This window comes from Streptomyces sp. NBC_01003 (assembly GCF_045162695.1).
GTDB lineage: Bacteria > Actinomycetota > Actinomycetes > Streptomycetales > Streptomycetaceae > Streptomyces.
Genome location: NZ_CP108707.1, coordinates 998,893 through 1,012,171, shown reverse-complemented (window position 1 = coordinate 1,012,171; position 13,279 = coordinate 998,893). Strand labels below are relative to the sequence as shown.

The 13,279-nt window shown below is 70.5% G+C and carries 9 protein-coding genes; 7 read left to right on the top strand and 2 right to left on the bottom strand.

Translation table 11 applies throughout. From position 1 onward, the window contains the following. Positions 1 to 28 precede the first annotated feature (28 nt). From OG698_RS04795 to OG698_RS04785, 3 genes are read left to right on the top strand one after another with little or no spacing between them, the layout of a single operon-like run. Complete coding sequence (locus tag OG698_RS04795; RefSeq protein WP_406101614.1) at positions 29 to 1,390, top strand: MFS transporter; 1,362 nt, start codon at positions 29 to 31, stop codon at positions 1,388 to 1,390. Then, the gene (locus OG698_RS04790) at positions 1,387 to 3,060 is read left to right on the top strand and encodes a thiamine pyrophosphate-dependent enzyme (protein WP_406101613.1); all 1,674 of its coding nucleotides are present in this window, start codon (positions 1,387 to 1,389) and stop codon (positions 3,058 to 3,060) included. Before OG698_RS04795 ends, OG698_RS04790 begins: the two co-directional genes overlap by 4 nt. Continuing rightward, the gene (locus OG698_RS04785) at positions 3,053 to 4,480 is read left to right on the top strand and encodes an aminobutyraldehyde dehydrogenase (protein WP_406101612.1); all 1,428 of its coding nucleotides are present in this window, start codon (positions 3,053 to 3,055) and stop codon (positions 4,478 to 4,480) included. Before OG698_RS04790 ends, OG698_RS04785 begins: the two co-directional genes overlap by 8 nt. A 29-nt stretch (positions 4,481 to 4,509) precedes the next feature. Here the strand turns inward: OG698_RS04785 and OG698_RS04780 are convergent, their stop codons facing one another. Beyond that, positions 4,510 to 5,040, bottom strand: coding sequence for a hypothetical protein (locus tag OG698_RS04780; RefSeq protein WP_406101611.1), 531 nt, complete (start codon positions 5,038 to 5,040; stop codon positions 4,510 to 4,512). 247 nt (positions 5,041 to 5,287) lie between these two features. Between OG698_RS04780 and OG698_RS04775 the strand changes: the two genes are divergently transcribed. The 3 genes from OG698_RS04775 to OG698_RS04765 all read left to right on the top strand — a co-directional run bounded on the left by OG698_RS04775 (position 5,288) and on the right by OG698_RS04765 (position 8,173). After that, positions 5,288 to 6,004 (top strand): HAD family hydrolase, encoded by a 717-nt coding sequence (locus OG698_RS04775; protein WP_406101610.1) that lies wholly within the window; start codon positions 5,288 to 5,290, stop codon positions 6,002 to 6,004. Positions 6,005 to 6,063: 59 nt separating this feature from the next. After that, complete coding sequence (locus OG698_RS04770; protein ID WP_406101609.1) at positions 6,064 to 7,287, top strand: acyl-CoA dehydrogenase family protein; 1,224 nt, start codon at positions 6,064 to 6,066, stop codon at positions 7,285 to 7,287. 208 nt (positions 7,288 to 7,495) lie between these two features. Continuing rightward, the gene (locus tag OG698_RS04765) at positions 7,496 to 8,173 is read left to right on the top strand and encodes a TetR/AcrR family transcriptional regulator (RefSeq protein WP_406101608.1); all 678 of its coding nucleotides are present in this window, start codon (positions 7,496 to 7,498) and stop codon (positions 8,171 to 8,173) included. A 56-nt stretch (positions 8,174 to 8,229) separates the two neighbouring features. Here OG698_RS04765 and OG698_RS04760 read toward each other — a convergent pair whose 3' ends face one another. After that, positions 8,230 to 9,453: an RNA-guided endonuclease InsQ/TnpB family protein gene (locus tag OG698_RS04760; protein WP_406101606.1), complete on the bottom strand. Its 1,224-nt coding sequence runs from the start codon at positions 9,451 to 9,453 to the stop codon at positions 8,230 to 8,232. A gap of 550 nt (positions 9,454 to 10,003) precedes the next feature. Between OG698_RS04760 and OG698_RS04755 the strand changes: the two genes are divergently transcribed. Continuing rightward, the gene (locus OG698_RS04755; RefSeq protein WP_406101605.1) at positions 10,004 to 13,153 is read left to right on the top strand and encodes a GH92 family glycosyl hydrolase; all 3,150 of its coding nucleotides are present in this window, start codon (positions 10,004 to 10,006) and stop codon (positions 13,151 to 13,153) included. The last annotated feature ends 126 nt before the right edge of the window (positions 13,154 to 13,279 follow it).

Here is a 13,279-nt window from a genome sequence, read left to right as displayed (position 1 = left end):
AGGCGGTCACCGTCCCCCGGGAGATTCCGTGAGCTCCAACAGCACGACGCCACCAACAGGCCGCACCGTCGCCGGCACCGCCGACATCAAGCGCCTCCTGTCCGCCGCGTTCATCGGCACCGCCCTCGAGTGGTACGACTACTTCCTCTACGGCACCGCGGCCGCGCTCGTCTTCAACAAGCTGTTCTTCCCCTCGCTCGACGCCACGACGGCGACCATCGCCTCCTTCGTGACCTTCGCCGTCGGCTTCGCGGCCCGGCCCATCGGCGCCGCGGTCTTCGGCCACATCGGCGACCGCTACGGACGCAAGGCCGCGCTGATCATCACGGTCGTCATGATGGGTGTCGCCACCGGCTGCATCGGCCTCCTCCCGTCGTACGACACCATCGGCATCTGGGCACCCGTGCTGCTCGCCGTACTCCGCTTCGTGCAGGGCATCTCGGTCGGCGGGGAGTGGAGCGGCGCGATGCTCCTGACCCTGGAACACACGCCGAAGGAGAAGCACGGCAGCTACTCGTCGGTTCCCCAACTCGGCTCGCCCGTCGGCACGTTGCTCTCCAGCGGCGCCTTCGCCCTGGTCGGCCTGCTGCCCGACGACGCCTTCTACGCGTGGGGCTGGCGCATCCCGTTCCTCGCCGCCTTCGGCCTGCTCGTCTTCGCGCTCTACCTGCGCCTGCGCATCGAGGAGTCCCCGGTCTTCCGCGCCATGATCGAGGACGCCGAGAAGAACGGCCCCGCGCCCGCACCCCTCATCGAGGCCTTCCGCAAGACCTGGGGCCGCATGATCATCAGCGTCCTCGCGGCCTTCCTCGGCATCGGCGGCTTCTTCCTGCTGACCACCTTCATGATCTCGTACGGCACCGAACAGCTCGGCATCGCGAAGTCCGTGATGCTGAATGCCACGCTCCTTGCCGCCGTGGCCGAGATGGTCGTGATCTACATCGGCGGCCGGATCGCGGACCGCGTCGGCCCGTGGAAGGTGTGCGCCGTCGGCGGTGTGCTGTCCGTCCTGGTCGCCTTCCCGGTCTTCTGGCTCGTCGACACGGGACAGACCGCCCTCGTCATCCTCGGTGTGACCCTCGGCGTCGCCGTCATCTCCATCCCGTACGCCACCATCGGCGCCGTCGTCACGGGCCTGTTCCCGGAGACCTTCCGCTACAGCGCCGTCGCCATGTCGTACAACCTCTCGGGTGTCCTCGGCGGCTTCGTCCCGCTCGTCGCCGCCTGGCTGACCGGCGTCACCGACGGCGCGTCCTGGGGCGTCGCCCTCCTCCTCGTCCTCATCGCCGCCTGCACCGCGGCCGGCTCCTTCCTGGCCGGACCGCTGCTCGGCAGCCGGTCCGCCACCACGCCCGAGAACACCTCCGCACCTCAGAAGGCCACCGCATGACCCAGCGCCTCCCCGCCCGTCCCGGCGGCCAGGTCCTCATCGACCAGCTGTCCGCACACGGCGTCGAGACCGTCTACGGCGTGCCCGGCGAGAGCTACCTCGCCGCGCTCGACGCCCTGCACGACGCCCCTGTCCACATGGTCGTCTGCCGCCACGAGGGCGGCGCCGCCTACATGGCCGAGGCCCACGGCAAGCTCACCGGGCGCCCCGGAGTCTGCTTCACGACCCGGGGGCCCGGTGCCACCAACGCGCTGGTCGCCCTGCACACCGCGTACCAGGACGCCACGCCGGTGATCCTGTTCATCGGCCTGGTGCCGCGCGGGCACACCGACCGCGCCTCCTTCCAGGAGCTCGACCTGCGCGGCACGTTCGGCGCGAGCGCCAAGCTCGTCGAGACCATCGACGATGCCGCGCGCATCCCCGAGTACGTCGCCCGCGCGTTCGCCGTCGCGAGCAGCGGCCGGCCGGGACCCGTGGTCCTGGGTCTGCCGGAGGACATGCTCACGGACGTCGTACGCGTCGCCGACGCAACCCCGCTACCCGTCCCCGGCGGCGGCGTGACCCCGGCCGAACTCGTCTCCCTGGAAGGGCTGTTGGCGACCGCCGAGCGCCCCCTCCTGTTCCTCGGCGGCGGCCGCTGGACCTCGGACGCCCGCGCCGCCGTACGGGACTGGGCCGAGGCGTGGTCCCTGCCCGTGGCGGTGGACTTCCGCTGCCAGGACCTCATCGACAACGAGTCCGAGGTGTACGTCGGCCCGCTCGGCTACGGGCGCGACGACGCGCTCGCGCAGCGGGTGCGCGAGGCCGACCTGCTGCTGGCCCTCGGGACCGCACCGGGTGACGTCGCGACCGACGGGTTCACGCTGCTTCCCATCGACGGAACCGGACCCCGGCTCGTCCAGGTGCTGCCTGAACCGCAGCCGCCGGGCGCCCTGTACCCCGCCGAACTCACCCTGCTCGCCGCCCCCGAGGCCTTCGCGGACGCGGTACGCACCCTGCGCCCCGGCAGCCCCGTGCCGTGGGCCGTGCGGACCAAGCAGGACAGGGCCGCCCACCTGGCGTTCCGCACCCCGGTCCCGGAGGATGACCCGCTCGACCTGGCCACCGTCTTCGCCACCCTCGACGACCGGCTCCCCGCGGACGCCGTCATCACCTTCGGCGCCGGAAACCACGCCATCTGGGCGCAGCGCTTCCTCACGTACCACGACGGCACACGCCAACTCGCCCCCCGCAACGGGTCCATGGGCTACGGCATACCCGCCGCCGTGGCCGCCGCGATCCACGATCCGGACCGCCGGGTCGTCTCCGTCGCGGGCGACGGCTGCTTCCTGATGAACGGTCAGGAACTGGCCACCGCCGTGGCCGAGGGCGCCAAGCCGCTGATCATCGTGCTGAACAACGCCAAGTACGGCACCATCCGCCAGCACCAGGAGCAGGCCTACCCGGGGCGGGTGAGCGGCACCGGCCTCGGCAACCCGGACTTCGCCGCGTTCGCCCGCGCCTTCGGCGCCCACGGCGAAACCGTCACTGTCACAGGCGAGTTCGGGCCCGCGCTCCAGCGGTCCCTCGACAGCGGCAAGGCCGCCCTCGTCGAGCTGAAGGTGACCGACGGGCGCTTGGCCCCCGGTGTCACTGTCGCCTCCCTGCGCAAGGAGAGCTGCCATGTCTGACCTGACCCTGCACAACATCGTCGACGGCCGCAGTACCGAGGTCGCGGACCGCATGGAGCTCACCGACCCCGCGACGGGAGAGGTCTACGGCACCGCGCCCCGCTCGTCCGCCGCGCACGTGGACGCGGCCGTGGCCGCCGCGCGGCGCGCCCTGCCCGCCTGGCGCCGCAGCACCCCGGCCCAGCGGCAGGAGGCACTCCTGCGCCTCGCCGGCCTCGTGACCGCCCACGCGGACGAGCTGGTCGACGCGGAAGTGCGCAGCACCGGCAAGCCGCGCGAGACGACCCGGACCCTCGAAGTCGGCCGTGGCGCGGACCAGTTGCGCTTCTTCGCGGGAGCAGCCCGTGTTCTGGAGGGTGTTGCCGCCGGCGAGTACGCGGAGGGCCACACCTCGTACGTCCGCCGCGAGGCCGTGGGTGTAGTCGCCCAGGTCACGCCCTGGAACTATCCGCTGATGATGGCCGTGTGGAAGCTCGGCCCCGCGCTCGCCGCGGGCAACACGGTGGTCCTCAAGCCGTCCGACACCACGCCCTGGTCGACCGTCCTGCTCGGCGAACTCGCCGCGCGCGTCTTCCCGCCGGGCGTCGTCAACATCGTGTGCGGCGACCGGGACACCGGACGCGCGCTCGTCGCCCATCCGGACGTCGACATGGTGGCCATCACCGGCAGCACGCGGGCCGGTTCCGAGGTCATGGCCGAGGCCTCCCGCGAGGTCAAGAACGTCCACCTGGAGCTGGGCGGCAAGGCGCCGGCAGTCGTCTTCGCCGACGTCGACCCCGTCCGCACGGCCCGCGCCCTCGCCGACGCCGCCTTCTTCAACGGCGGCCAGGACTGCACTGCCGTGACCCGGATCCTGGTCCAACGCCCGCTCCACGACACCCTGTTGACGGCCCTCGTCGACGCCGCGCGCGACACCCGGACAGGCTCACCGGACGAGGACGCCTTCTACGGCCCTCTCAACAGCGCCGCCCACGCCGCCCGCGTCGAGTCCGTCATCGCGACGCTCCCCGAGCACGCCCACGTGGAGACCGGGGGCCGGCGCGTCGACCGCCCCGGCTACTTCTTCCCGCCCACCGTCATCTCCGGCGTCCGCCAGGACGACGACGTGGTGCAGGGCGAGATCTTCGGCCCCGTCGTCACCGTCCAGCCCTTCGACACCGAGGCAGAGGCCATCGCCCTGGCCAACGGCGTCGACTTCGGCCTGGCGTCCAGCGTATGGACCGCCGATCTGGGCCGCGCCATGAGGCTGAGCGCCGAGCTCGACTTCGGCTGCGTCTGGCTCAACTGCCACCAGGTGGTCCTCGCCGAGATGCCCCACGGCGGATACAAGCAGTCGGGCATCGGCAGCGACCTGAGCCGCTACGGCTTCGACGACTACACGCGGATCAAGCACGTCATGGCCGCGCACGTCACGCCCTGACACGCCGCGGACGGCGCGCGCTCGGCCCGCTATTTGATCAGCGCGTTGGCCACGACGACGATCAGGCCGAGCAGCGCGTCGCCCGCGCCGAGAAGCAGCGACCGGGCCCACGACCTGCCGCTGACACGGGCCGCCGTCAGACCCCAGCCGAAGAGCAGGGCGACGTTGAAGCCGAGGGCGACGTACTCGATCCCCGAGTAGTTCCACCAGCCGAGTCCCGCTCCGAAGAGCATCACGAGCGTCGGCAGGGTGGCGAGGAGCAGCGGCCACTCCTCGGCGAGCGCCCGCACCGCGGTGAACGCCCCATGGTGGGTCTCGTCCCCGCGCCGGGCGATGAGGTGCGCGTACCCGTGCGCCAGGGCCGAGGCGAGCGCGGTGATCAGGAGCCACTTGGCGTCGTACATGCGGTCCGCGCGTGACGAGCGCCCGTACTGGGTGAGCGCGGCGACCATGGAACTGGCGAGGACGGCTCCGTAGACGCCGCCGAACAGCACGTTGGGCCGGGCGGCGCCGCGGCTCAGGGTGCGACCGCAACGGCGGAGGGTCTGGCGGGTGTTCATGACGGGGTCCTCGGGGTCGTCCGTGGGGCGCCTGTGGCGGGGGTGGAGAGGGCGATAGCGAGGGGCGGGTGGTCGGCTGTCCGGTCACTTTCGCCCGAGGGGGCCGGTGGACCGGGGCGACACGCGTGGGATGTCCGGGTTTCGCGCACGCCCTGAGACGGTCGAGCGCAGAGGGAGTCATTGAAGTTGAGTCCGGGTTCAGGTACGTTGCGAATGCTTCCCGAACCTGCGACCAGGAGGCTGTCTCTTGGGTACCCGAATCAGCGCCGTCCTCTTCGACTTCGGGGGAGTGCTGACCACCAGCGTGTTCAAGGCGTTCGAGGCCTTCGGCACCAAGCTCGGCGTGGATCCGCGGCTCCCGCTCAGGCTGCTCGCGAAGGACGAGCTCTCCGGCGCCCTCCTCGTGGAACACGAGGAAGGCCGACTCGGCCAGCGTGACTTCGAGGACGGTTTCGCCGAGCGGCTGCGCGCGCACGGAGCCGATGTCCAGGGCCCCGGACTCCTGTCCCTGATGCAGACCGAACTGCGCCCCGACCAGGCGATGCTCGACCTCGTCGCCGAGCTGCGGAACGCGGGACACCGCGTGGGCCTGCTCTCCAACTCCCTGGGCGACGACTGCTACGCGGGCTTCGACCTCGAGTCCATCTTCGACGCCGTGGCGATCTCCGCAGAGATCGGCGTACGCAAACCGTCCCGGCGCGCCTACGCCATCGCGTGCGAGCGGCTCGGCACCGAGCCCGCCGAGACCGTCATGGTCGACGACCTCGAACACAACATCGTCGCGGCACGACGTGCCGGCCTCGCCGGGATCGTCCACCGCGAAGCGGCCACGACCGCCGAGGAGTTGAGGGCTTTGCTGCACCTGGACATGGCGACAGAGACGACACAGGCAGCGGCGGCACACGAAATACACGCAGCACAAGCAGCACGGGCAGACGCGCAGCCCGATCCCCGGTCCCGCTAGCCGGCCGCGCCGCGCTGCCGCGCCGGCCCCCGAAATCCATCCCCCGTGAGGAGAACCACGTGTTCGAGCTGACCGACAGGGCCAAGGAGTACCAGGAGAAGCTGCTCGCCTTCATGGACGAGCGGATCTACCCGGCGGAGTCCGTCTACGAGGCGCAGATGACGGAGTCCGGCGATCCGCACTTCCACCCGCCCATCCTCGAAGAGCTCAAGGCGGACGCGAAGAAGTGCGGCCTGTGGAACCTCTTCCACCCGCACCCCGAGTGGGGCCCCGGCCTCACCAACCTCGAGTACGCCCCGCTCGCCGAAATCATGGGCCGCAGCGCGCACTTGGCCCCCGAGGCCACCAACTGCAACGCGCCGGACACCGGCAACATGGAGGTGCTCACCCTCTTCGGCACCGACGAGCACAAGGAGAAGTGGCTCAAGCCGCTCCTCGACGGCGAGATAGCGTCCGCCTTCGCGATGACCGAGCCCGCCGTGGCGAGCTCCGACGCCACCAACATCCAGCTCCGCATGGAGCGGGACGGCGACGACTACGTCCTCAACGGACGCAAGTGGTGGACCTCCAACGCCCTGCACAAGAACTGCAAGGTGCTCATCGTGATGGGCAAGACGGAGCCGGAAGCCGCGACGCACCGTCAGCAGAGCATGATGGTCGTGCCGATCGACACCCCCGGCGTCACCGTCCTGCGCAACCTCCCCGTCTTCGGCTACAAGGACCGCGAGGGGCACGCCGAGGTCGTCTTCGAGAACGTCCGCGTCCCGGTCACCGCGCTGCTCGCCGGAGAGGGCGACGGCTTCATGATCAGCCAGGCGCGGCTCGGCCCCGGCCGCATCCATCACTGCATGCGCGCCGTCGGCATGGCGGAGCGCGCCCTCGACCTGATGATCGACCGGGCCCAGGCGCGCACGACCTTCGGCGAGCCCGTTGCGAACCGCGCCAATGTGCAGGACTGGATCGCCGAGTCCCGCATCGAGATCGACATGGTCCGGCTGCTCACTCTCAAGGCCGCGCACCTCATGGACACCGTGGGGAACCGGCACGCGCGCACCGAGATCGCCGCGATCAAGGTGGCCGCGCCCGAGGTCGCGCTGAAGGTGGTCGACCGGGCCATCCAGGTGCACGGCGGAGGCGGCGTCTCCGACGACTTCCCGCTCGCCAGCATGTACGCGCATCTGCGCACCCTGCGCCTCGCCGACGGCCCCGACGAGGTCCACAAGCGCACCATCGCGATGCGTGAACTGCGCCGCCGGGAACCGCAGTGGGGCCGCACCCGCTGACCGCACGGTACTGGCGAGGGGTCCTGCCGGGCCAAGCGGGAAAGGAGGCGATCGGCGCACGCGGGTGTGCGAAGATCGCCTCGCTCCCGTACCTGCGGGCACCACAGGTGAGTTCGCAGGTGTGCGGTGCCGGCGAGCAGTACCAGGCTGCAGCGCCCGGCGGGCACACACGTGAGCAGCAGAAGCCAGCACAGGAAGGCCCCACGACATGACCACCCGCGGCCACGCACCGGACGGGGAGGACATCCCCTCGCTCGCGGACACCTCCGCCCTGCGTGAACCCCCCGCCACCGCGCGCGGCGCCCGGACCCGCGCCGCGCTCGTGGCCGCGGCCCGCGTCGTGTTCGAACGCGACGGCTATCTGGACTCGCGCCTCACTGACATCACCGCCGAGGCCGCCTGCTCGACCGGCACCTTCTACACGTACTTCGCCGGCAAGGAGGAGATCTTCCAGGCCGTGCTCGAAGTCGCGCAGGACGACATGCTGCACCCGGGCATGCCGCGCCTCGACCCCGAGGACAGCTCGCCCGTCGGCGTGATCGAGGCCAGCAACCGGGCCTACTTCGAGGCGTACGAGCGCAACGCGAAGCTCATGCTGATCCTCGATCAGGTCGCGGCCGGTGACTCCGGGTTCCGGGAGGTGCGCCGGCGCCGGAGCCGCGCGTTCGCCGACCGCAACGCGCGCGCCATCAAGGACCTCCAGGACCGTGGGCTCGCGGACCGCGACCTCGACCCCCTCATGGCGGCGCGCGCGCTCTCGGGCATGGTGAGCCGCATGGCCTACTACGCGTACGGGCTCGGTGAGGACGACACGCTCGACGAGCTGGTCGAGACGTCCACCGCGCTCTGGGCCAACGCCCTCAAGCTCGACAGGAACGCCAATTGACATGCTCCTCGGGCTGAAGCGCGAGGATTCTGGCCGTCCCACGGGTTGCTGTGCCGCTACGCGGCACGGCTTCCTGCTGGGATTCCATGGCTTCCTGTTTCTTCGCGTTGGGCCAGATCAGGTTCTGGTCTTACCTTCGCTCCGCAGGCTGTTACCGCCAGTCCGGCGGCCTGTTTCACATTGATCGACGCGTTGTGGTCACGGTCGTGGTCGGTGCCGCACTCGCGGCAGGTCCACTCCCTCACGTGCAGGGGTTTGGGCCCGTCGTGGTGACCACAGGTCGAGCACACCTGACTGGTGGGCTCGAACCGACCGATCTTGATAAAGGTCCGCCCGTACCGAGCCGCCTTGTAGGCGAGCATGGTCACGAACTGTGACCAGCCCGCGTCATGGACGGACTTGGCCAGTTTGGTGCGCGCGAGGCCCTTGACCGACAGGTCTTCCACGGCGATCGCTTGATTCTCGCGGATCAACTGGGTGGAGAGCTGGTGGTGGAACTCCTTGCGCGCGTCGGCGACCTGCGCATGCGCGCGGGCAACCTTGAGCCGGGCCTTGTCCCGGCTCTTCGAGCCCTTCTGCTTGCGGGACAGCTCCCGCCCGGCCTTCTTGAGCTTCTTCTCCGCCCGGCGCAGAAACCGCGGGGAGTCGATCTTCGTGCCGTCGGACAGCACCGCGAAGTGGGTCAGGCCCAGGTCAATACCGATGGCCTGGTCGGTGGCGGGCATCCGCGCAACGTCGGCGGCCGGGTCGGTGTCGATGACAAAGCTCGCGAAGTACCGCCCCGCCGAGTCCTTGATTACCGTGACCGAGGACGGCACCACGGGCAGGGCACGGGACCACTTCACCCGCACCGCGCCGATCTTCGGCAGGTTCAGCCGGCCACCCGGGGTGATCGACCAGCGGGCGTTGGCCGTGAACCGGATCGACTGCCTCGAATCCTTCCGCGACTTGAACCGCGGCGCACCCACCCTCGCGCCCTTACGCTCACCCTTGAGGGAGGCGAAGAACGCCCGGTAGGCGGCCTCCACATCGCGTAGGGACTGCTGGAGCACCACCGAGGACACCTCGCCCAGCCAAGACCGCTCCACGGTCCGCTTGGCGCGGGTGATCAGGGTCTGGGACAGCTCGGCGGCCTTCGGATAGGGCTGACCCGCCGCGTGGGCGTCCTTCCGGGCACGCACCGCGTCGTTGAACACGACGCGTGCGCACCCGAACGCTCGCGCCAACGTGATGCGTTGACCCGGTTCCGGGTACAACCTGAAGGCGTACCGGAGCTGCATGAACGTCACCCTAGGTGCGCCCTCCCGGGCACCGCCCCAGAAGACCGGAGCTGATCAAGATCGTCCTCCTGTTTGAGGCTCGCGCGCAAGTTCGGCCTATCGCGCCCGCTACTGATCGTTGGACGCGTGGGGCGGAGGCCGGGTGGGAGGCGAGCCATGCCGCTGCGCACCGGCAGGCCAGAGGGCCACACCTCCCTGCTCTGCAGGGAGGGAAGCCGCGACGCTCCGCGTCGCGATCTCCAGATTCGCTTCACCACCGGGCTGAAGCCCGATGCACTGCGAATGAATCCCGGTAGCGCGAGAGGAACGCCAGGCAGGGGAGTCGCGGCGGCTCAAGAGGCAATCGGCGCACGCCCCTTGACCGAACGGCACCCGCTCCCGGAGTGTGTGGTGGCTGAGCCGCGCTCATTCCACAAAAACATGTGTGACACGTGCGAGAAGTCGTCGAACCCGCAGTGCGGTGGCCGCCGCGCTGGCTGCCGGGTTGTTGATGGGGGCGTCAGCGGTGGCCTCGGCTGCTCCGACAACGTTGTCAGAAGCCAGGGCAACGTTGTCTACGTCATCCAAGTCCCCTGCCACCGCGGCGAAGCCGTCCCTGGTGGGCGATCCCGCCGCGTACGTGGACCCGCTCATCGGCACGGGCCGCGGCGGCGCGAGCGTCGGTGAGATCAACAACTTCCCGGGCCCCGCCGCCCCGTTCGGCATGATGCAGTTCTCGCCGGACACGGCAGGCTCGTACGCCGGGTACCAGTACCACAGCGACAGGATCCGCGGCTTCAGCCTCGATCACGCCTCGGTCGGCTGCACGGCCTTCGGCGACGTGCCGATCCTGCCCGTGACCGGAGACGTCGGATCGGCTCCGTGGGACCGGACCGAGTCCTTCTCGCACGAGGACGAGAAGGCCGAACCCGGGTACTACGCGGTCACGTTGTCAGACTCGAAGGTGCGGGCCGAACTGGCCGCCACCACGCGTACGGGTCTGGCGCAGTTCACGTTCCCCGAAGGGGCGGACGCGGCCCAGGTGCTGGTGAAGGGCGGTGCCAGCCTCTCCGGCAACAAGCGCGCCGACCTGCGCGTCGTCGGCGACCAGCAGGTCACCGGGTCCGCGACGACCGGCAACTTCTGCGGCAAGGGCAACGAGTACACGGTCCACTACGCGATCACCTTCGACCGCCCGTTCACCGCGCACGGCACGTGGGACGGCAAGACCGTCTCCAAGGAGACCGACTCGGTCGACGCCCCCAAAGCGGGCGCCTACCTCACCTTCGGGACGGCGGACTCGCGCACGGTGCGGGCCAAGGTCTCCATGTCGTACGTGTCCGTGGACGGCGCCGAGGCCAACATGGCGGCCGAGGTGCCCGGCTGGAGCCTGGACGCCCTGCACCGGCAGACCCGCGACCAGTGGGCCGACACGCTCGGCAGGATCCGCGTCGCCGGGCGCGACACCGGTGAGCTGAAGACGTTCTACACCGCGCTGTACCACTCGCTGATGCACCCGAACACCTTCAACGACGCCGACGGACGCTACATCGGCTTCGACGACAAGGTGCGCACGCTGCCCGCGGGACACAACCAGTACGCGAACTTCTCCGACTGGGACACCTACCGCTCGCTGGCGCCCCTCCAGGCGATGCTGTGGCCGAAGCAGGCCAGTGACATGGCGCAGTCGCTCGTCAACGACGCCGAACAGGGCGGCTGGTGGCCGCGCTGGCCCCTGGCCAACGACTACACGGGCCAGATGACGGGCGACAACTCCGTCCCCCTCATCGCCAACCTCTACGCCTTCGGCGCCCGCGACTTCGACGTCAAGAAGGCGCTGAAGTACCTGGTCAAGGGCGCCACTTCGGTGGACGACACCCCGGGTGCGTACAAGGAACGGCCCGGGATCGGCGAGTTCGTCGAGCGCGGCTACATGCCCAACAACGACGCCTCGCGCGGCGACCATCAGCGGGTGGGCGGATCGGTCACCCTGGAGTGGGCGATCGACGACTTCGCCATCGCGCAGGCCGCGAAGGCCGTGGGCGACAAGGACACCGCCGCCACCTTCACCCGCCGGGGCCAGAACTGGCAGAACATCCTCAACCCCGCCACCGGCTACCTTCAGCCGCGCGGCGAGGACGGCCGCTTCCCGGACGGCCCGGCCTACCAGCCGCCGCCCCCGGGCAAGTTCGGCCAGGACGGCTTCGACGAGGGCAACGCGGCGCAGTACAACTGGCTCGTCCCGCAGAACACCGAGGGTCTGATCGCGGCCATGGGCGGGCGCGACGCGGCCGCCGACCGCCTCGACACCTTCTTCACGAAGCTGAACGCCGGGCCGAACGAGCCCTACATGTGGGCCGGCAACGAGGTCAACTTCGGTGTGCCGTGGGTGTACAACCACCTGGGCATGCCGTGGAAGACGCAGAAGGCCGTGCGGGACGTCGCCACCACCCTCTTCAGCCCGACTCCGGACGGCGAGCCCGGCAACGACGACCTGGGAGCCCAGTCCTCCTGGTACGTGTGGGCCGCGCTCGGCCTGTACCCGTCGACACCCGGCACCCCGGATCTCGCCGTGCACAGCCCGCTCTTCGAGCGCGCGGTCCTCGATCTGCCCGGCAAGGGACGGGAGTTGGACATCCGCGCCCCGAAGGCTTCCGCCGACGCGCCGTACGTCCACGGGCTCGCGCTCGACGGCCGCACCTGGGAGCGCACCTACCTCCCGCAGTCCGCGGTGAAGGACGGGGCGCGCCTCGACTTCACGCTGTCGGGCACCCCGGACAAGACCTGGGCGACATCCGCGAAGGCCGCGCCGCCCTCGTACCGCTCGGGCGAGCGTCCCTTCCTCGCGAGCGCGACGCCCAACGCGGCGTCGGCCGTCCCCGGCGGCGACGCGGCGAAGGTCACCGTCCACGGCCAGCGTCTGGCCGGGCACGACAAGGCGCTGACCGTCTCCGCGAAGGCCCCCGAAAGGCTGACCGTCTCGTCCGCGGGCGGGCGGCTCGGCCTCGACGCGAAGACCGGCTCGGGCGAGCTCGCCCTGTCCGTGAAGGCCGCGGCCGGCACGGCCGAGGGCTACTACGAGATCCCGGTGACAGTCCGTGGGCAGGGGGCAGGGGACAAGCCCGTCCAGCTCTCCGTGTTCGTGCTCGTCGCCGCCGAGGGTGGTCTCGCCGCCGCGTACGACAACACCGGCTCCTCCGACGACGCCGACCGCGGCCAGGGCGACTACGACGGCGACGGCAACACCTACTCCCGTCAGGGCCTTGAGGCAGCCGGCCTCAAGGGCGGAGCGCGCGTCGAGGTGGCGGGCACGTCCTTCGTGTGGCCCGCCGCGCCCCAGGGGCGGCCCGACAACGTCGTGGCCGCAGGTCAGCGCATCGACCTGGAGGACCGGGCCGAGGACGCCAGGAAACTGCTGTTCGTGGGCTCGGCGACGCACAGCGACCAGCGCGGCAGCGCCACCGTGACGTTCACCGACGGCTCCACCGCCACCGCGGATCTGTCGTTCGGCGACTGGACCCTGCCGGGCGGCGGGACCGACCCCGTCTTCGGCAACACGACCGTGGCCCGCACCGACCACCGCAACCAGTCAGGAGGCGCCGGGCCCGCCGCGTACGTCTTCGCCACCAAGCCCTTCGACGTACCGGAGGGGAAGCACATCAAGAGCGTGACGCTGCCCGACAACGGCAACCTGCATGTCTTCGCGGTCGGCCTGGGCTGAGGTCACCCGACCGTTCGAGTGCCCGCCTCACGGGGCGGGCACTCGAACACGGTCGCCGTGTCGAATCGCACGACCGCCGCGCGTCGACTACCGTCTCACCGCGCTCGGGCGCTCGCCCGAGCAGCC